This is a genomic window from Allobosea sp. 01N443 (assembly GCF_056399325.1).
On sequence record NZ_JBFTRC010000135.1, the window covers coordinates 1 to 18,314 of the forward strand.

Here is an 18,314-nt window from a genome sequence, read left to right on the forward strand (position 1 = left end):
AGGCTGCGTCGGCGCGTAATGCGCCCCCGGCGCTCCGCCGTCTTGCGGTCTTTGCATGAAATCGTCGCGCCCCACCCGGTGCTTGTTGCTTGGGCCTTCTTGCCGAAGGCCGGCTTTGATTGTCTTCGGGCAGATCGTCGCGATTTCCAGGGCCAGCCGGAAGGTTTCAGATCTCATCCGCAACGCTCGATCCGCGATATCGATCGCGCTGTCACGGCCCCGAACCGGGAGGAGCCGTGCATTGGGACGTCCAGTCATCAAGATGAGATCGGCGGGCAAGGTGCGGCGTCGCCCGCTCCTGTAGAGCTTGAGGGCAGTTCGACGCCGGGAGGCCAGGGGGGCGCCGCTGATGGGAGTTCAGACCCAGAATCGCCGGTTCAGACGCGCGATGAGCGCTCTCGTCCTGCTCCCGCCCACGCTCGGGTGCGAGCGGAGGCGAGCCAGGCCTCGGCCGTCGACCCCCCGGCTGCGATATCCTGCTCCGCCCAGGTCAGATATGCCAGATTGCCATGGGCGTGCAGGCTCGAGGCCTGAGCCGCGCTTGGGCTCATGCCATAGCGCTTCCGGAACGCACGGCTGAAATGGGCCTCGCTGCGAAATCCGTGCTGATGCGCGATCGCCGATATCTTCAGCCTTCCCGCAGACCTGATCATCACCTGCAGGCTGGCGCTCAGCCGGATCCCGACCAGCCAGCGCCGCACGCCGCCATGGGCCTCGAACGACCGGAACAGTTTCGAGCGCGAGACGCCCAGCGCGGCCATCAGGTCGTCTGGGCCGAAATCCGGGTCGGACAGCCTGCCTCGGGCCAGCCGATGAGCGCGATCGAAGAGCGGAACATCCTCGCGTTCCTTTCTCGGCCCGCCGGAGGGAAGGGCGGTTGCGGCAAAGCGCAGGATGCCGTCGACGGCCGACTGCGCCTGGTCGACGCTGAGCCCGTCGATATGCTCCACCAGGGCCCGGATCAGGGTGCCGAGAAGCTTGCCCGCACTGCTTTGGGCCGTCAGCACCATGCCATGCACATCGCCCTGAAGCCCGGCCGGCGCGCTGGCCCTGTCGAAGGTGAGCGTGATCCCCTCATAGCCGGGCGTACGGGATTCATAGGGCAGCGAATAGTCGACGGCGACGACATCGCCTGGACCATGGCTGCGCTTGCGACCGTCATAATCGGCGACTGCGCTTCCGCGTGTCAGCACATAGAGCGACATCTGGGAGATCGGCCGGTCGTCAATGACGCGCTGGCTCCGGGACATGGACATCGCCGATCCGCCATTGATCTGCACGAAGGCCTCGGGGAGCTGCCAGGAGCGGCCGTGGAAATCGAACTGGGCCGGGTCTGCATCGGCCGGTATGGCGCAGTCGACCAGGCGCGACAGCGCCGTCTTCCAGGCCGCGAAACACTCCATGCCCGGGGGGAACGGCCAGGCAATGCTGCGCGAGGCGCATGTCTGCGAATGGGTCTCGGGCCTGGGCAGAGGCGCCGGCCAGGGGCGTCCCGCGACAGGGCGGCCGATCGCGCCGCCAGATGCCGAAGCCTGTGAGAATGGGGACGGGGCGATCTGCGCTGCGCTGGGTCGATTTGAGATAGTCATATGTCCCCCCGCGGTTCCCCGTTGGCCCATCGCTGGGAACGAGGCGCTTTGGGAGAACTCTAGTCGAGGCGGCGTATTTACCGGCGTTAATCCGGCGTTACACGACCGTTAATCTTGCGCGCCGCACCTTCAGGCCGTGCGGGATGTGACTTTCGAGAGACTGTTGGCAGCCAGYCCCTGCTGTCGTGGCGACGGCCCGGCCGACCAGTGGGGCATCGGGCCGGGACCTGCTGGCGATCACCCAGCCGTCAGCATCTCGGGCTTGATCGGCAGCTTGCGGAGCCGGATGCCGGTTGCCGCATGGACCGCATTCAGCACCGCGGGCGCGAGCGCCGACGTGCCGGGCTCGCCAAGCCCGCCGGGCGCCTCGCTGCTCGCCACGATCTCGACCTCGATCGTCGGGGCCGCATCGATGCGGAGCATCTGGTAGGTGTCGAAATTGGTCTGCTCCACCCTGCCATCCTTGAGGGTGATCTCGCCGTACAAGGCCGCGGTGATGCCGAAGACGACGCCGCTTTCGATCTGCGCCGCGATGGTGTTGGGATTGACGGCGACCCCGCAATCGACGACCGCGACGACGCGGTCGACATGGACATCGCCGCTCTTCGAGACCGTCACCTCGGCGACCTCGGCGAGATAGCTGCCGAAGGATTGCGACAAGGCGATGCCGCGCCCCTGGCGTGGCCCCAGCGGTTTGGCCCATCCTGCCTTCTGCGCGGCACGTTCCAGCACATGGAGCGCACGCGGATTCCCAGCCAGAAGGGCGCGTCGATAGTCGAGCGGATCCTTCTTCGCGGCCGCGGCGAGTTCGTCGATGAAGCTCTCGACCACATAGACATTATGGGTCGGACCGACGCCGCGCCAGAATGCGGTCGGAATTCCCGGGGGTTCGACCCGGACATAATCGACATGCATGTTCGCGATTGCGTAGGGGATTTCGGCTGCGCCTTCCACCGCGTCGGGATCGACGCCGTCCTTGACGGCCGACGGGAAGTAGCGGGCCATGATCGACGAGCCGGCGATGCGGTGGCTCCAGGCGACCGGCATGCCCCGGGCATCGAGCCCGGCACTGATCCGGTCGTAGTAATAGGGCCGGTACATGTCGTGCTGGATGTCCTCTTCCCGGCTCCAGACAACCTTGACCGGGCCCTTGGATTGCTTGGCGATGAGCGCCGCCTGGGCGATGAAATCGACTTCGAGCCGGCGCCCGAAGCCGCCGCCGAGCAGGTGGTTGTGAATCCGCACCTGCTCCGGCTTCAGTCCGAGATGTTTCGAAACGACGAGCTGGGCGATATCGGGAACCTGCGAGCCGACCCAGATATCGCAGCCGTCGCTCGTGACCTCGGCGGTACAGTTGATCGGCTCCATCGTGGCATGGGCCAGGAACGGGGCCTCGTAGATCGCCGCGACCCTGGTCGCCGCCTTGGCGAGGGCGGCAGTCACGTCACCTTCGCTTGTGGCAACGGCGCCGGGGCTTTCCGAAGCCGTTGCGAGGGCGGCCACGATGTCGGCCATCGAGGTGGCCGCATGCGGTCCATCGTCGAACCTGACAGCGCAGGGTGCCGATGATCCGGAAGCTGCCGGGGTCCTTGAGCGTGACATCGCTCGGGACAGTAAGCTTGGCCGCGGCGTCCACGAGCTCGCCATAGCCGATCCGGCGGCTGCTCGCGGCGTGGACGACATAGCCCGGCTGCGTCGTCAGACTGCCTGCATCCACATTCAGCCTGGTCGCGGCTGCGGCAATCAGCATCTTTCGCGCGGCCGCACCGGCCTGGCGCAGCGGCAGATAGAATGCGCGGATCGAGGTCGAGCCGCCCGTCATCTGCACGCCGGAGATCAGGGGATTGCCGTAGAGCTTTGCATTCGCTGGGGCGGGCTCGACCGCGACATTGCTCATGTCGACGTCGAGCTCCTCGGCGACCAGCATCGGCAGCGAGGTGTAGGTGCCCTGACCCATCTCGATCATCGGGGAGATGACGGTCACCTTTCCCATGCGGTCGATGCGGATGAAGGCCCCGGGCGCAAAGGGTTTCGCTTGCGCGGGATCGGCTGGCTGGGCACCCACCTGCAAGGGCCCACCGATCATCAATCCGCCGCCGACGGCAGCGCTGGCATGGAGGAATGCCCGACGCGAAACGACGTGATCCCCGAGATTCTCTGCATGTGCCATGGCTCTGGCCCTCACCGCGCGCCAGCGATGGCCGCGGCCTGTTTGATGGCTTCGCGAATGCGCAAATAGGTGCCGCAGCGACAGATATTGCCGGACATGGCGGCGTCGATATCGGCGTCCGTGGGCTTTGGATTGCCGGCGAGGAGCGCGCTCGCCGACATGATCTGCCCGGATTGGCAGTAGCCGCATTGCACGACTTCCAGGTTCAACCAGGCCGCCTGGATCGCCTTGCCGGCTGGCGTCTCACTGATCGCCTCGATCGTCGTAACGGACTTGCCCGCGGCATCGCTGATCGCCGTGATGCAGGAGCGGGTCGGCTCGCCGTCGATATGAACGGTACAGGCGCCACATTGGGCGATCCCGCACCCGAATTTGGTTCCGGTCATGCCGAGAATATCCCGGATTACCCAGAGCAGCGGCATGTCGTCGGGGGCATCAACCGCGAGGGAGTGGCCGTTTATGGTGAGATCATGCATCGCGCATCCTCCTCGGCCTGCCCTGGTCGTGCTGATGAAGCTGTCTATCCGGCACCACACCGCCGGGAATGCCAATTTCGGGGGCTCGGAAGTCCGCGGCCGGAACCACCGCTGGAGCCATCGGCACGCATGGCGGTCTCCCCAGCGCGTTGGCAAATCGTTGGCTGATCAGAGGCACGGGACGGAGCATGATATTCGCCGATCGGGCGTCATCGCAGGACGGACTGCGCCCCCAAAACATGGCGGGAGTATGGAAGGGGAAGGGTGGGCGGCGGCACCGGGACTCCGCCCCTGCGAGCAGGTCCCAGTGCGGCGTCGCTCATGGACCGGCCTGGCGTCCGCTCCCGTCCCCTGGCTGGCCTTCGACGCTGCGCGCTTGCGCCCCGCTCCCGGGCGATACGGAACCAGCGCCTCACCCCGGCAGTTCCGTTTCGACACGCAACGGAGGAGTGAGCCCCATGAGACCCGTCGACGTGATCGCAAAATACGCCGGCGTCGAGATCGGCGTGCTGCTCCGTGCGCGTGACAAATATGCCGGCGAAGCCGAGACTGTCTACTGGATGGATTATCCATCGATCGAACACGCCCTGGAGGCCGTCGCAGAGGACCTGTTCGAAGGACGGGTGGAACAGATCACCGCCGATGGCCAGCCGCTGACCCAGGAAGAAGTGAGTACATTGACCCATTAGGGCGGCGCCGGGCGAGCCCTTCGCGGCGCTGACCGAACCAGGCGGGAATCACCGGCATGGCAGCGCATACCGGCTCGCACAGGGTGATCTACGCCGCCCTCGCTGGAAATCTGCTGATCGCCGTGACGAAGTTCGGGGCGGCCGCCTATACCGGCAGCTCGGCGATGCTGTCCGAGGGCATTCATTCCCTGGTCGACACCGGCAATGGCCTGCTCCTGCTCTATGGCCTGAGGCGCGCGGCGCGCCCGCCTGACGCCTTGCATCAGCTCGGCCACGGTCGCGAACTTTATTTCTGGAGCTTCATCGTCGCCCTGATGGTCTTTGCCGTCGGAGCCGGCGTGTCCTTCTACGAGGGTGTTCTTCACATCCTCGAGCCCCACCACGCGACAAATCTCCTGGTGAACTACGTCGTGCTCGGGCTGTCGCTCGTCTTCGAGGGCTATTCCTGGCGCGTCGCACTCAAGGAATTCCGCAAGACCAAAGGTAGGCTCGGCTACCTCGATGCGGTCCGTCAGAGCAAGGATCCGACCGTCTTCTCCGTTCTCTTCGAGGATTCCGCGGCAGTGATCGGCCTTGCCATCGCATTCGTCGGCATCACGGCGGCCGCATGGTTCGATCAGCCGATCCTGGATGGCGTCGCCTCGCTCGGCATCGCGGCCGTTCTGGGAACCACCGCCATCTTTCTCGCCCGTGAAAGCAAGGCACTGCTGCTCGGCGAGGCCGCCATTCCGGAGGTTCAGCGCGCCATCCTGGAGATCGTCCGTGCCGACGAAGAGGTCAGGACGGTCAATGGCATGACGACGGTCCATCTCGGTCCCAACGAGATCGTCGTCGCGCTGAGCCTCGAGTTCGAGGATGATCTGACCACGAGCGGGATCGAGGCGAGCGTCGAACGGATCGAAAGACAAATCCGGGCGACCGAACCCGCCGTGACCTCGGTCTTCATCAAGCCCAAGGCCGCAGCCAGGCGGGTCTGAAGCGCCGGACGCGCCCGCCCGTCAGTGCGGCTGCGAGGCAGGCGGCCCATAGCGCAGCACGGCTGCCTTGAGCCTGCGCAATTCTATCGTTCTGATCGGGCTTGGTGGCTTGCTTTCAAGCTGGCCGATCCGCTCGCAGATCAAGCGGAACTCGCGATCGGTCCGGATGGCGAGCAGGACAGGAATCTCGGGCATAGGCGAGGCCTCCGGCGTGGCTGCATCCCCAGAACGAGGGCAGTGTGCAGCCATCGATCCCTTCCTGGCAACCCTTCGAAATTGCCTGCCGGAACAGCACGGGGCGCGGCTCGTCCGAGAGCGCGGGGCGCCATTCCGGCTTCGCTGGCGATGCTGCAAGGGGGCTTCCCAGGCAACCACCTGGATTGGCTCCCGGGAAGGCCGGTGCCGTGGCAGCGAGAGGGCCGAAAGGGCAGGGAACATGCGCGCCGCCCAATCGTTGAATCCAGGTTGTTCCGTTGATCCAGATCGTTGCGTTGCGGTGTCGAAGATGGGTGTTCTGCCGAAAGCGTATCATCCGAGATGGCGGCCCAGCTGGTCGTTCGGTCGCAAGGCGATCCTGCCGGCACGCCCGCGCTCGATCGCGGCCATGCCGACCGAACTCTATCGCGAGCCCTGCGAGGACGGGGACGGCAACCGCTACACGGTGATTGTCTGGCGTCTTTACCCGGGCCTGAGCAGCACCTCCTATACGCTCGATACCGGCGCCCTGGTGAACTATGTCGACGGGCGCAGTTTCGAGATCGCCAGGACAGGGGTGATTATCACCCGGCTGGATTGCCTGTAGGCTCGGGATGCGTGACGGTCCCGCGCGGGGGCCGCCGCCGCCGGGGGCGTTCAGCCAGCCTGTGACGCCACGAAGGTAGAAAAGCCGGCCAGAAATCCGCGCAAGCGATCCCGGGTGGCGGGGTCGCTCAGTTCACCCGCTTCATCGAACAGATTCTGCGCGCGCGAGACCAGCATGCGCCCCTCGAACCAGGGACGGGTGCCGAGCGTCCGCAGCACCGGCAGCCAGGCCTCCTGCGCGAGCACGGTGCCGAAACCACCCATCGAGGCTCCCAGAAACGCGACGGGGCGGCCACCAAAGAGCGGGCCGATATCGCTCGCCGGGCGCGATAGCCAGTCGATCGCGTTCTTCAGCACGCCGGGGATCGAGTTGTTGTATTCCGGCGTGAACAGGATCAGCCCGTCAGCCTGGGCGAGTTGCCGCTTCAGGACCTGAACGGCGGGCGGAATGCCGGTCTCGGCCTCGTCATCGGCGTTGTAGAGCGGGATACCGGCAATGGTGCCCTCGACCAGCTCCGCCCCGTCAGGCATCGACGCCCGGGCCGCCCGCAGCAAGGCGCTGTTGTACGAGCCGCGTCGCAGGCTCCCTGAAACCCCGAGAATGCTGACCATTGCCTGTTTCCCTTGGCTTGTGCGGCGGCGGATATCCGAAGCGCCGGGAATACCGGTTGCCGGCACCGGCGGCCAGCATGGCAGCTTCATGGCCCGCCAGCTGAATGTCGATCTCTCCCGGTCGGCCGGTCGTCACATGCGGCGCGATCGGGGGGGCGGCCAGGCCCATGCGCCAGCTATTCGGGGGCGRGGTCGAGGAAGGGCGCCGATGGCCGCCCGATGAGGGCCTGTTCCAACGGAGCGGCGCATCACATCTGCCGGGGTTGAATCGACCTTACGGCGCCATGGCCCGTAGGCAAGGTGCCTTGAAGCAGGGCCGGCTCGCGCCATCGGAGCTATCGGTCGAGCGCGGCAGGGATGTAGGTCTCGGCCCGCTCAAACCACGCGAGACGCACCATGCAGCTGCAGCCGACGACCCCGATCACGCCCCGTGGCATCGAACTCAACCTGGCTGCTGCCCGCCCCTTCGAGGCCATGCAGGAAGCCCGGAGCCTGCTGAGAACGGCGCGGCTCGTCGCCCTGGCAACGCTCGATCCGCAAAGCGGCTATCCCTATACGATGGCGACCAACCTGGCGGTCGAGCCGGACGGCACTCCGTTCTTCTTCGTCGCGAGGCTCGCCGTTCACGCTCGGAATATCGAAGCCGACAACCGTGTCTCGCTCGGGCTCGCCGAAGCCGGCGCTCCGGATGCGCTCACGCGCCCACGCCTGACGCTGGTCGGCCGCGCGCATCTGATGCCGGCTGCCGAGGAGACTGACGCGAAGGAACGATATGCTCGTCGCTACCCCAAATCGAAGCTCTATCTCGATTTGCCCGATGCCTGCCTCTATCGCGTCGAGGTCGAGGCCCTGCAGATCAATGGCGGCCCGGCCCAGAACGCCAATGAAGTGACGGCAGCCGCCCTGAAGACGGAGCTTTCCGGGGCGGAAGCATTGATGTCGCGCGCCGCAGACGAGATCGATCGCCTGAACAGCTCGGCGGCCGACCTCGCTGCTCTCGTTGCGCTTGCGGGAAACGGCCCCGGCCAGTGGCGCGTCAGCGGCCTCGATCCGGACGGGATCGAACTGTCGACCAGCAGGGAGACCGTCCGGCATTGGTTTGTCCGCCGCGTCACAAGTCTCGACGAGCTGGCCGAGCAGTTGCCGCGCTGAACCCGATTCCGCGCTGTCGCAGAGGGTCAGGCGCGCAAGCGGCAGGACCGCCTCGTCTGCCGGCGCAGGCCCGAGGCGGCTCGCTCTTTGCGCCGTGTGATCGGCTCATCGTCACGCCGCCGAGGGTGGCGTGACGCCTGCGCTCAGCGGAAGGGCGGGCTGTATTGCAGGCCGCCCTTGGTCCAGAGCGCATTGGGCCCGCGCTGCAGCTTCATCGGCGAGTTCAGGCCGAGATGGCGCTCGAAACTCTCGCCGTAATTGCCGACGGCCGAGACGACGCGCACCACCCAGTCGTTGCTGACGCCGAGCGCCTCGCCATATTTGCCGTCGCGGCCGAGGAAGCGCCGGATCTCGGGATTGGTCGCGTTCGCGGCAAGCTCCCTGGCATTGGCCTTGGTGACGCCGAGCTCTTCGGCGTTGATCAGGGCAAACAGCGTCCAGCGCACCAGGTTGAACCAGACATCGTCGCCGCTGCGCACCCAGGGACCGAGCGGCTCCTTCGAGATGATCTCCGGCAGCACCGCATGCTCGTCGGGATTGCGGAACTTGAGGAGATTGGCCGAAAGCGCCGAGACATCGGTGGTGTAGGCGTCGCAGCGTCCGGATTCATAGGCCTTCAGCGCCTCTTCGGGGGTGCCGAAGGCGGCGACCTCGTATTTCATCCCGGTGCGCCGGAAGAAGTCGGCGAGGTTGAGCTCGCTGGTCGTGCCCTGCGCCACGCAGATCGAGGCGCCGTCGAGCTTGGTCGCGCTGGTCACGCCCAGGCTCTTGTGGACCAGGAAGCCCTGGCCGTCATAATAATTCACAGCCGTGAAGGTGACGCCCTGGCCGGAATTGCGCGCGAGCGTCCAGGTCGTGGTGCGCGGCAGGACGTCGATCTCGCCGGCCTGGAGCGCGATCAGGCGGTCCTTCGAACTCAACGGCACGAAGCCGGCCTTCTCGGAATCGTCGAAGACCGCCACGGCGAGCGCGCGACAGATGTCGATATCGAAACCCTGCCAGCGCCCGGCTGCATCCTGCGTCGAGAAGCCGGGAACGCCGTTGCTCGTGCCGCAGATGATCCTGCCGCGATCGCGAATGGTCTTGAGCGTGTCCGCCGCCTGGGCGGAGGCCGCAGTACAGGTCGCGACGACCGCGGCGGCCGCAAGCCGGATGAATGGGCGTGTCATTGAAGCTTCCCTCTCTGTTTGTTCTTGCCGTTCTTTGTGCTGGCTGGTTCTGGGCAAAGTTCTCCCTGCGCGGCGGAAGCCTGCTCCCGCCGCGTTGGTCTTCGGTCCGGATCTTTTGTCTCAGGCGACCCTGGCGGCCGGCCCGCGTTCGAGCGCGACGAGCAGCGCGTCGAGGTCGTTCCAGAGGTCGTCGGGATCCTCGATGCCGATGCTGATGCGCAGCACCGTGCCCTCCGCCGTCCAGGGGCTGACGGTGCGGTCACCCTTGACCGCCATCGGCGCGATCAGGCTGCGCGTGCCGCCCCAGGAGGCGCCGATCGCGAAAATCTTGAGCGCGGTCAGCGCCGCTTCGAGATCCGCCTCGGCAACGGGTTTGAGGACGACGCTGAAGACGCCCGATGAACGGCCCATGTCACGCTTCCAGAAGGCATGGCCGGGGCAGGAGGGCAGGGCTGGGTGCAGCACCGTCTCGACAGCCGGCGAATGCGTCAGCCGCCGGGCGAAATCCTCCGAGATCTTGCCCATATGGGCGAGCCGCAGGCCCATGGTCTCGATGCCGCGCAGCGCGAGCTGGCATTCATCCGGCGAGACGCCGACGCCGAAGGCGCGCAGCGTCTCCTTCATCTTCTCGCGCAGCGCCATGTCGGAGACGGTGACGGAGCCGAGCAGCAGGTCGGAATGGCCGCCGACATATTTGGTCAGCGCCTCGCAGGCGAAATCGGCGCCATGGGCCAGAGGCTTGAAGAGCAGTGGCGTCGCCCAGGTGTTGTCGCAGCCGACGAGCACGCCCTTGGCCTTGGCCGCCTTGACGATGGCCGGAACATCCTGGACCTCCATCGTGCCGGAGCCGGGCGACTCGACCCAGACCAGCTTGGTGGCGCCCTCGATCAGCTCGGCGATGCCGGCGCCGATCATCGGGTCGTAGACGCCGTAATCGATGCCGCGCGGCTTCAGGTATTCCTCGCAGAAGCTGCGCACCGGCGGGTAGACATGGTCGGGGATCAGCACCTTGTCGCCGGGCATGAGGACCGAGAGCATGACGATGGTGACCGCAGCCTGGCCCGAAGGCACCAGCACGGTGCGCACCCCGCCATGCAGCGCGGTGAGCTGCGCTTCCAGCGTGCGCGTCGTCGGCGTGCCGTGCAGCCCGTAGGTATAGCCGTCGAAGCCGCGATATTTGCGGGCCGCGAAGCTCGCGGCATCCTTGTATACGATGGTCGAGGCGCGATGCGTTGGCACGGCGAGGCTGGCATAGCCCTCCTCGTTGACGGCCGGGTGGTGAACGCAGCGGGTGAGGTCGTGCATGGCTTGATCCCTTTCGAGGGACAAGCTGTAGGCGGCTGGCAAAGCGAGACAATCAGGCTGCGGGCATGAGACGATGCCTGGCCCTTATGGCTTACGCGGCATCCGCGAGCGCGCGCCTGGCGACCTCGCTCATCCAGCCGACGCAGACCGGCAGGATCGCGTCGTTGAAATCGTAGCGGGCATTGTGGAGCTCGCCCTCCGGACCGGCCGGGCCGTTGCCGATCCAGACATAGGCGCCCGGCCGCTCCTTGATCAGGAAGGAGAAATCGTCGCCGGTGGTGCTCGGCCGCACGTCGCGCCGGACCGGCGCCCCGATCGCCTGTCCCGCCTGCACCGAGAGCGCGGCTTCCGCCGGAGTGTTGATGATCGGCCTGCCGGTCGACAGGATCTCGACATCGGCCTGCATGCCATAGGCCTCGCAGATGCCGGCGATGATGCTCTCCATCCGCTTGATCACCGCCTCGCGCACCTCGGGCCGGTAGGTCCGCAAGGTGCCGAGCAGCGTCACGCTTTCCGGGATCTGGTTGCTGACGACGCCGCCGCTGATCTGGCCGATCGAGAGCACGACCGCGTCGACTGGATCGACATTGCGCGCCACGATGGTCTGGAGCGCGACGATCAGGTGTCCGGCGGCAACGATCGGGTCGCGGGTCTGGTGCGGGATCGCGGCATGGCCGGCAAGCCCGTGCAGGGTGACGCTCCAGCGCCCGCCCGCCGCCATGACCGGCCCGTCATGCACCGCGATGGTGCCGGCCTCGAGCCCCGGCCAGTTATGGAAGGAGAAGACGCGCTCCATCGGAAAGCGCTCGAACAGCCCGTCCTGGATCATCGCCTTGGCGCCGACGCCGTTTTCCTCGGCCGGCTGGAAGATGAACTGGACCTGCCCCTTCCAGCTCTCGTCGGCGGCGAGCATAGCGGCCGTGCCGAGCAAAGCGACCGTATGTCCGTCATGGCCGCAGGCATGCATCGCTCCCTGCGTCTGCGAGGCGTAGGGCGCCGTGCTCAGCTCCTGGATCGGCAGCGCATCCATATCGGCGCGTAAGCCGACGGTCCGGTTCGAGCCCGACCGGGACAAYGTCGCGACGACACCGGTGCCGCCGACGCCCGCGACGAAGGGAATGCCCAGTTCGGTGAGTTTCTCCTGCACGAAGCGGGAGGTGGCATGCTCGTGCTCGGACAGTTCGGGCTGCGCATGCAGCTGGCGGCGCCATTGCGTGAGCTGGTCGAGAAAGGCCTGGTCCATGATCGGTCTCGGATGATGCGGGTTGCGGCGATGCCCGGGCAGAAAGCGGCGCCCGGGCAGGATTCAGCGCCCGGGCAGGATTCAATGCTCGGGCAGGATTCTTGGCCTGGACGGAACTCAGCGCTGGGCCGAGAGCGCGAGACGCGCCTCGAATTTGCGGATGAGGAAGGAGAGCGTGACGGCGATAGCGAGAAAGAGCGCGCCGACGACCGCCATCGGTTCGCCATAGCGGAAGGTGTCGGAGGCGATGTCGAGGGCCGAACCGAAGGATTCCGGCACGGCGATGACCGCGAGATAGGGCGTCGATTTGAAGATCGAGATGAAGTAATTGCCCATCGGCGCGGCGATGTTGCGCAGCATCTGGGGCGCGATCACCAGCAGCACGGTCTTCAACCGGTTGAGCCCGAGCGCCTTGGCGGCCTCGAACTGCCCCTTGGGAATCCCGTCGATCCCGGCCTTGAACACCTCGGCGAGATAGCCGCAGTAATACAGGCTGAGCGCGGCGACGCCGACGACGAGGGCGGGCAGCTTGATGCCGTAGACCGGCAGCACATAGTAGAGAAAGTAGAGCTGCACCAGCACCGGCGTGGAGCGGATGAAGTCGATGACGAAGCGCATCGCGTAGCGCATGGGCTTGCTGGAGCGCCTGGTGATTTCCAACCCGAAGCCGAGCAGGGCGGCAAATACGCAGCTGAGCAGCGTGACAGCGAGCGTCGTGGTCAGCGCACGCGCGATCGGCGGCACGATCGAGAGGGCGAAGGCGGGATCAAACGTCATGGGCGAATTTCCGCCCGGCGCCGACCTTGCGCTCGAGCCAGCGCCCGACGATCGTCGCGGGATAGCAGAGCACGAAATAGGCGACGAGAAGGCCGGTATAGACCTTCACCGGGTCGTAATGGAGCTGCGAGATTTCCTTGGCCCGGAAGGTCATGTCGCTGAGCGTGATCAGCGAGACCAGCGCCGTGCTCTTCACCAGCTGGATGAACTGGTTGACGAAGGTCGGCATCATCGCCAGCAGCGCCTGCGGCAGCTCGATCAAGAGCAGGATCTGCCAGCGCCGGAAGCCGAGCGAGCGTCCGGCCTCGGCCTGGCCGCGGTCGAGCGACTGCAGGGCGGCGCGCACCGCCTGGCTGCCATAGCCGCCGATATTGAGGCCGAGCACCAGCCCCCCGACCGCGAGGCCGGAAAGCCGGATGCCGAAGCCCGGCAGCGTGTAGTAGAACGCGTAGAGCAGAATGATCACCGGCGACGAGCGCCAGAACTCGATCACCGCGGTGACGGCGGCATGGGGCCAGCCGCGCGTGCTGAACTGCAGCACGCCGGCGATGAAGGCGAAGGGCACGGCATAGGCCATGCCGAGCAGCGTCACCGAGGCGGTGACGCCAAAGCCCTGATAGATCCCGGCAAGGACGTCGGCGAAGCTCATGATCGGCCTGGCGTTTTTGGGCCGGTGCTCACGGCTTTGCCGCGCAGAGATCGGCGGTCGAGGCCTCCGGCGGCATCTCGGCATCGGTGAAGCCGTATTTCGCCATGATCGTCTTCATGGTGCCGTCGGTCTTCAGCGTCGCGAGCCTGGCGTTGTAGAGCGCCTGCAGTTCCTTGTCCTTCGGCGCGAAGACGACGGCGGTCGCCATCATGTATTCCTGCCCGCCCGGCTTGACATAACCCTTGAAGGGCAGGGCGCGCTCGATCGCGTTCATGCCGCCGGCTTCCATCAGCCCGGCGACGCTCGGCGCCGACAGTGTCGCGGCATCGACGCGCCCGGCCAGCATGGCGCTGACCACGGCCTCGTTGTTCGGAAAGAGCAGCAGCCGGTCTTCGGGGACGCCGGCGGCCAACGCGTTCTTCGCATTCTCCGTGCCGCGCCCGCCGCCGAGCTTGACGTTCGGATTCTTCACGATGTCCTCGTAGCTGTGCAGCTTGAGCGGGTTGCCCTTGAGCACGAGCAGGCCGTCGCCGGCCGAGAGGTCGGGCTCGCTGAACAGCACCTGCTGGCAGCGCGCCGGGGTGATCGCGACGCCCGACGCGATGATGTCGAAGCGGCTGGCTAGCAGGCCGGGGATCAGCGCGCCGAAATCGGCAACGGTGAACTCGATCGCCTTGACGCCGAGCGGGGCAAGCGCGGCGCGCACGAGGTCGGGGTGATAGCCGACGACATTGCCGTCCTTGTCGCGATAGCCCCAGGGCGAACGGTTATGGATGCCGATGGTGATGGTCTTGCCCGAGAGAGTCTTGAGATCCGGCTGCTGGGCCTGCGCGGTCCAGCCGCTCAACGCAGCCAGTCCGAGGGCGGCGACACCGAGCGCCAGGCGCCGGGAAGGAAAGCTCATCGGTAAATCCCCTGTCATTGGCTGAGGCTGCGCCACGCTCTACGGCCGTTTGCAGCGCGGCCCCGGTCATCCCTGCAGGCCGAGCCTGCTGCGAGGCACGATAGCGGCGGGTCGGTTCGCGACAATCAGGCTGGGGAAATAGCTTGATGCCTAAATCTTATACCTGCTGGTCCCTTCCAGCCGGGACGCATCCGCGAGCGCTCCGGGGTTCCGCGTGGCTGCCCGCACGGGCGAGGGGCGGGGCGAAGGCGGAATCTGGCGGAAAGCGGCGTTCTCGATCGCGTTCGAGGTCTCGGGAGAGCGGATTTTGAAACATGCCGGCCGCTCATTCCATCGKAGACTGCCATGTTTCAACGCTCACTCCTTCAACGCTCACTCCTGGCGGCCGGGTCATGGCTGCTGACCACGGTCCTTGCGCATTCCGCTGACGCCATTGGGTTTCAGCAGACGACGCTCGACCCGAAGGGGAAGCGGCCGCTTCAGGTCAGCATCTGGTATCCGACGAAACAGGAGGGCAAGACCGAGATCGTCGGAGACAATCCCGCCTTCCATGGGGTTCCCGTCATTCGCGGTGCCGCGCCGCTCTCGGGTGAACTGCCGCTTGTCGTCCTGTCGCATGGCTATGGCGGGAGCTGGCGCAATCTCTCCTGGCTTGCTGCGGAGCTGGCCGCACGCGGCAGCATCGTCGCGGCTCCGGACCATCCGGGCACGACGACATTCGACATGCCACCCGCGCAGGCGGCGATGCTGCGGGAGCGCCCGCGTGATCTGAGCCGGGTCATCGACGCCGTGGAACGCGATCCGACGCTCGCGGGCAAGGTCGATATCAGCCGGGTCTCCGCGATCGGCCATTCCCTGGGAGGCTGGACGGTTGCGGAACTGGCCGGGGCACGCTTCGACACGAAACGGTTCGAGACCGATTGCAAGGCCAATACCAGCCCGCGTGCCTGTGTCCTCAGGGGTGAGCTCGGCCTGGACAAGCGCGAACTCGAAGGCAACCTGGCCGACCCGCGCCTCAAGGCGTTCGTGTCCCTCGACCTCGGCCTTGCAAGAGGCTTTACGCCCGAAAGCCTGGCGAGCCTCGACATGCCGGCGCTTGTGATCGGCGCAGGGATCGATATCGACGGGTTACCCGCGAAGTTTGAATCCGGCTATCTCGCGGAGCATCTGCCGAAGCCGTCCGCGACCTCGGTCACCATTCCCGACGCGACGCATTTCGCTTTTGTCGGGCTCTGCAAGCCGGATGCCGTCGCCCTCATCGAAAAGGTCGAGCCCGGCAGCGGCATCATCTGCAGGGATGATGGAGCGCGTGGCCGCGACGAGATCCACCGTGAGATCGCCTTTCTCGTGATCGGCTTTCTCGCCAGGTCCATTCCGGTCAGGCCGTAGAACGGCTGGTCTCCCCGGCAGGCGCACCGCCCGCGCGGCGATACTCGCTCGGCGTCGTGCCGGTCACGCGCGCGAATTCCCGATTGAAATTCGATTTCGTCTGGAAACCGCACTCGAACATCACCCCCGTGACCGGCAGGTCGGTTTCTCCGAGCAAGCGCATGGCTTCGCGAACCCGATATTCATTGACGAGTTGCGGCAAATTGCGGCCAAGCGTGCGGTTGATCGCGTTCGACACGGATCTTGAAGGCAGCCCGAGGCGGCGCGCAAGGCGGTTCAGGGTCAGGTCCGGATCGCGATAGATCGTCTTCTGGCGCATCGCGGTCTCGACCATCGCCATGATCCCGACGTCCTCCTCCGTCGCGGAGGCCGACGCCGCCTCGTTCGGCCGATGCTCGGGCTCCTCGGTGCGGGCCGGGTCGGATCGATCGAGGGGCTCGTCGTCCGGGACGCTGCGGCCGATCACCGCGATTGCATAGGCGATGACGGGAAGGAGGAGGAGGTTGCCGACTGCCACGATCACGGCCGCGTGGCTGCCCTGATGGGACCCGAAATCCGCGGCGATCAGAAGATCGATGATCCCTGAGCAGATCAGCAGCAGGCCTATGACGGAAACCGCCCTGCGCGCGCCCTGGGCATCGGAGAGACGCACGCTCTCGAACTGATCGGGCCCGGCATGGCCGTGGCGAACCAGGGCCGCGCCATAGCCGAAAAAGAGCAGGGCGAGAATGAGGTCGATCGGCGCCTGCCAGCGCTGCCACAGGCAGGACAGGATGAGGATCGCGACCGGGGCCAGAACATGCAGCCAGGATCGCAGTGCGGGAGGCTGCCGCAGCCTTGCAAAGCAGAGCCAGGCGATGGGCGGCAGCAATGCCGCCATGACGGGCTGCAGGAACCGGACCCAGGGGGCATCGATCGTCCAGCGCAAGCCGACCGTGACCACCAGCAGAATGCAGGTGCCGATGAAGAGAGTGACCGGTTTGAGGAGGGGCCTGTCCTGAAGGAAGACCCGGATAAGCAGGATCGTCAGCAACAGCGCCACCACGAAGGGCAATGGTATCGCAGGCATCCGGTGATCTCTCATCCCTATCGGGTTCAGGCAGGCGATTGACCGGCTTGATGCCGCAATCCCGGCCTCATGTCTCCCAGGCYCAGGTCACGTCGTTCAGAGCATGCTCGATGCGACCTGGAGCATCGGACCGAAAAGTGGAATCCGGTTTTCGGAAAATCCGACGCTTAAACAATGGGCTAGATCGCCCATCTTGCGTCCGAACGGACGCACGGCGAACTAGCGCGAGGCGAGCAGGCAGTCGATGAAATCGCGCACCAGCTGCGATTTTGGCCGGTCGAGCGGCAGGATCAGCAGGCTCTTGCTGTGCACTGCCGGTTCGAACGGCTTCAGCACGATCCGGCTCATATCGGCGCCGGCGACCGCATAGGGGCTGACCAGGCCGATGCCGACGCCTTCGGCGACGAGCGCACAGACGGTTGCGGCATAGATCGTCTCGACCACGACATGCGGGCTGACTTCGGCCTGGTGAAAGACCAGGTCGAGCCGCTGGCGGGTCCGGTCCTCCGGCACATAGGCGACGAAGGGCTGGCGGTGCAGGTCATGCGGCGTGATCAGGTCGCGCTCGGCCAGCGGATGCTCGCGCGGGATCGCGCAGAGCACGCGCGGCGAGACGAAGGGCTGGTGCAGCACGCCGCTGACATCGATCTCGTCGGCGGCGAGCCCGATATCGAACTGGCCGGAGACGACGCCGTCACGCACGTCGCGCGAGGGCAACACCATCAGGGTGACGCCGATATCGGGATGGCCCTCGCGGAAGCGCCGGACGGCGCGGGGCACCAGCGACGAGCCAAGCGCCGAGAGCGAGCCGATCCGCAATTGTCCCGAGCCATGGTCGCGGATGCGGGCAGCCGTGGCCCGGAGCGTGTCCATGCCGCGAAACGAGGCCTCGACCTGCGCATAGAATAGCTTGGCCTCGGGCGTCGGGATGATGCGGTTGCGCACCCGGTCGAACAGCAGGAAACCGACCGAGCGCTCCAGTTCGGCGATGGTGCGGCTGACCGCCGGCTGCGTGATGCCGAGCAACTCGGCTGCGCGCGAGACGGTGCCGGACTTCATCACGGCGGCAAACGTCTCAAGCTGGCGGTGATTCAAGTCATGGCACCTCGGCAGGGGGCCGGCAGATTACACCGGCCGCGCCCCATGGCGAGGCGCGTTCGAACGCGCCGGGCCTCCGGTGGATGCAAGGCTGCGCGCCCTCAATGGAGAATCTGCGACAGGAAGAGCCTGGTGCGTTCGTGCTGCGGGTTCTTGAAGAAGGCGTTGGGCTCGTTCATCTCGACGACCTGGCCGGCATCCATGAAGATGACGCGGTCGGCGACCTGGCGCGCAAAGCCCATCTC

At 66.2% G+C, this 18,314-nt stretch carries 20 protein-coding genes and 1 pseudogene; 5 read left to right on the forward strand and 16 right to left on the reverse strand.

Annotated elements, in window-relative coordinates:
• From AC1DRP_RS25705 to AC1DRP_RS25725, 5 genes are all read right to left on the reverse strand, one after another.
• Positions 1-279: hypothetical protein (locus tag AC1DRP_RS25705; RefSeq protein WP_476769921.1), on the reverse strand; the 279-nt coding region annotated here is incomplete at its 3' end.
• A 98-nt stretch (positions 280-377) separates the two neighbouring features.
• Positions 378-1,403 carry a helix-turn-helix domain-containing protein gene (locus tag AC1DRP_RS25710; protein ID WP_476769922.1) on the reverse strand — a complete coding sequence of 342 codons (1,026 nt, stop codon included), beginning with the start codon at positions 1,401-1,403 and terminating at the stop codon, positions 378-380.
• A 423-nt stretch (positions 1,404-1,826) separates the two neighbouring features.
• Positions 1,827-3,032: a xanthine dehydrogenase family protein molybdopterin-binding subunit gene (locus tag AC1DRP_RS25715; RefSeq protein WP_476769923.1), complete on the reverse strand. Its 1,206-nt coding sequence runs from the start codon at positions 3,030-3,032 to the stop codon at positions 1,827-1,829.
• Between the two features lies 1 nt (position 3,033).
• On the reverse strand, positions 3,034-3,759 hold the full coding sequence (locus tag AC1DRP_RS25720; RefSeq protein WP_476769924.1) for a molybdopterin cofactor-binding domain-containing protein: 726 nt from the start codon (positions 3,757-3,759) through the stop codon (positions 3,034-3,036).
• Between the two features lie 11 nt (positions 3,760-3,770).
• A complete protein-coding gene (locus tag AC1DRP_RS25725; RefSeq protein ID WP_441506884.1) occupies positions 3,771-4,235 on the reverse strand; it encodes a (2Fe-2S)-binding protein in 465 nt (154 codons plus the stop codon).
• 458 nt (positions 4,236-4,693) lie between these two features.
• Between AC1DRP_RS25725 and AC1DRP_RS25730 the strand changes: the two genes are divergently transcribed.
• Together AC1DRP_RS25730 and AC1DRP_RS25735 are read left to right on the forward strand one after the other, a co-directional pair.
• A complete protein-coding gene (locus AC1DRP_RS25730) occupies positions 4,694-4,924 on the forward strand; it encodes a hypothetical protein (protein WP_441506883.1) in 231 nt (76 codons plus the stop codon).
• 56 nt (positions 4,925-4,980) lie between these two features.
• Complete coding sequence (locus AC1DRP_RS25735) at positions 4,981-5,901, forward strand: cation diffusion facilitator family transporter (RefSeq protein ID WP_476769925.1); 921 nt, start codon at positions 4,981-4,983, stop codon at positions 5,899-5,901.
• Positions 5,902-5,922: 21 nt separating this feature from the next.
• Here the strand turns inward: AC1DRP_RS25735 and AC1DRP_RS25740 are convergent, their stop codons facing one another.
• A complete protein-coding gene (locus AC1DRP_RS25740) occupies positions 5,923-6,096 on the reverse strand; it encodes a hypothetical protein (protein WP_476769926.1) in 174 nt (57 codons plus the stop codon).
• Between the two features lie 310 nt (positions 6,097-6,406).
• Here AC1DRP_RS25740 and AC1DRP_RS25745 point away from each other — a divergent pair, with 310 nt between their 5' ends.
• The gene (locus AC1DRP_RS25745; protein ID WP_476769927.1) at positions 6,407-6,703 is read left to right on the forward strand and encodes a hypothetical protein; all 297 of its coding nucleotides are present in this window, start codon (positions 6,407-6,409) and stop codon (positions 6,701-6,703) included.
• Between the two features lie 50 nt (positions 6,704-6,753).
• Here AC1DRP_RS25745 and AC1DRP_RS25750 read toward each other — a convergent pair whose 3' ends face one another.
• Complete coding sequence (locus AC1DRP_RS25750) at positions 6,754-7,314, reverse strand: NADPH-dependent FMN reductase (RefSeq protein ID WP_441492950.1); 561 nt, start codon at positions 7,312-7,314, stop codon at positions 6,754-6,756.
• Between the two features lie 396 nt (positions 7,315-7,710).
• Between AC1DRP_RS25750 and AC1DRP_RS25755 the strand changes: the two genes are divergently transcribed.
• On the forward strand, positions 7,711-8,466 hold the full coding sequence (locus tag AC1DRP_RS25755) for a HugZ family pyridoxamine 5'-phosphate oxidase (protein WP_441506882.1): 756 nt from the start codon (positions 7,711-7,713) through the stop codon (positions 8,464-8,466).
• A 143-nt stretch (positions 8,467-8,609) separates the two neighbouring features.
• Here the strand turns inward: AC1DRP_RS25755 and AC1DRP_RS25760 are convergent, their stop codons facing one another.
• From AC1DRP_RS25760 to ehuB, 6 genes are all read right to left on the reverse strand, one after another.
• A complete protein-coding gene (locus AC1DRP_RS25760; RefSeq protein ID WP_476769928.1) occupies positions 8,610-9,635 on the reverse strand; it encodes an amino acid ABC transporter substrate-binding protein in 1,026 nt (341 codons plus the stop codon).
• A gap of 120 nt (positions 9,636-9,755) precedes the next feature.
• Positions 9,756-10,940 carry a cystathionine beta-lyase gene (gene metC, locus AC1DRP_RS25765; protein ID WP_476769929.1) on the reverse strand — a complete coding sequence of 395 codons (1,185 nt, stop codon included), beginning with the start codon at positions 10,938-10,940 and terminating at the stop codon, positions 9,756-9,758.
• A 91-nt stretch (positions 10,941-11,031) separates the two neighbouring features.
• Positions 11,032-12,183, reverse strand: coding sequence for an amidohydrolase (locus AC1DRP_RS25770; RefSeq protein WP_476769930.1), 1,152 nt, complete (start codon positions 12,181-12,183; stop codon positions 11,032-11,034).
• Positions 12,184-12,300: 117 nt separating this feature from the next.
• Positions 12,301-12,960, reverse strand: a complete 660-nt coding sequence (ehuD, locus tag AC1DRP_RS25775; protein ID WP_476769931.1) for an ectoine/hydroxyectoine ABC transporter permease subunit EhuD — start codon at positions 12,958-12,960, stop codon at positions 12,301-12,303.
• The gene (locus AC1DRP_RS25780) at positions 12,950-13,609 is read right to left on the reverse strand and encodes an amino acid ABC transporter permease (RefSeq protein ID WP_441492957.1); all 660 of its coding nucleotides are present in this window, start codon (positions 13,607-13,609) and stop codon (positions 12,950-12,952) included. The genes ehuD and AC1DRP_RS25780 overlap by 11 nt, the downstream gene beginning before the upstream one ends.
• Before the next feature lie 28 nt (positions 13,610-13,637).
• A complete protein-coding gene (ehuB, locus tag AC1DRP_RS25785) occupies positions 13,638-14,513 on the reverse strand; it encodes an ectoine/hydroxyectoine ABC transporter substrate-binding protein EhuB (RefSeq protein ID WP_476769932.1) in 876 nt (291 codons plus the stop codon).
• Positions 14,514-14,858: 345 nt separating this feature from the next.
• Here ehuB and AC1DRP_RS25790 point away from each other — a divergent pair, with 345 nt between their 5' ends.
• On the forward strand, positions 14,859-15,902 hold the full coding sequence (locus AC1DRP_RS25790; protein WP_476769933.1) for an alpha/beta hydrolase family protein: 1,044 nt from the start codon (positions 14,859-14,861) through the stop codon (positions 15,900-15,902).
• On the opposite strand, the gene AC1DRP_RS25795 is transcribed toward AC1DRP_RS25790, so the two are convergent.
• From AC1DRP_RS25795 to AC1DRP_RS25805, 3 genes and pseudogenes are all read right to left on the reverse strand, one after another.
• Positions 15,892-16,971 carry a helix-turn-helix domain-containing protein gene (locus AC1DRP_RS25795; protein ID WP_441506875.1) on the reverse strand — a complete coding sequence of 360 codons (1,080 nt, stop codon included), beginning with the start codon at positions 16,969-16,971 and terminating at the stop codon, positions 15,892-15,894. The two genes, AC1DRP_RS25790 and AC1DRP_RS25795, sit on opposite strands and share 11 nt — an antisense overlap.
• A gap of 219 nt (positions 16,972-17,190) precedes the next feature.
• The gene (locus AC1DRP_RS25800) at positions 17,191-18,066 is read right to left on the reverse strand and encodes a LysR substrate-binding domain-containing protein (protein WP_441492961.1); all 876 of its coding nucleotides are present in this window, start codon (positions 18,064-18,066) and stop codon (positions 17,191-17,193) included.
• A 104-nt stretch (positions 18,067-18,170) separates the two neighbouring features.
• Positions 18,171-18,314 (reverse strand): annotated as a pseudogene (locus AC1DRP_RS25805) (amino acid ABC transporter ATP-binding protein); the annotation flags it as partial.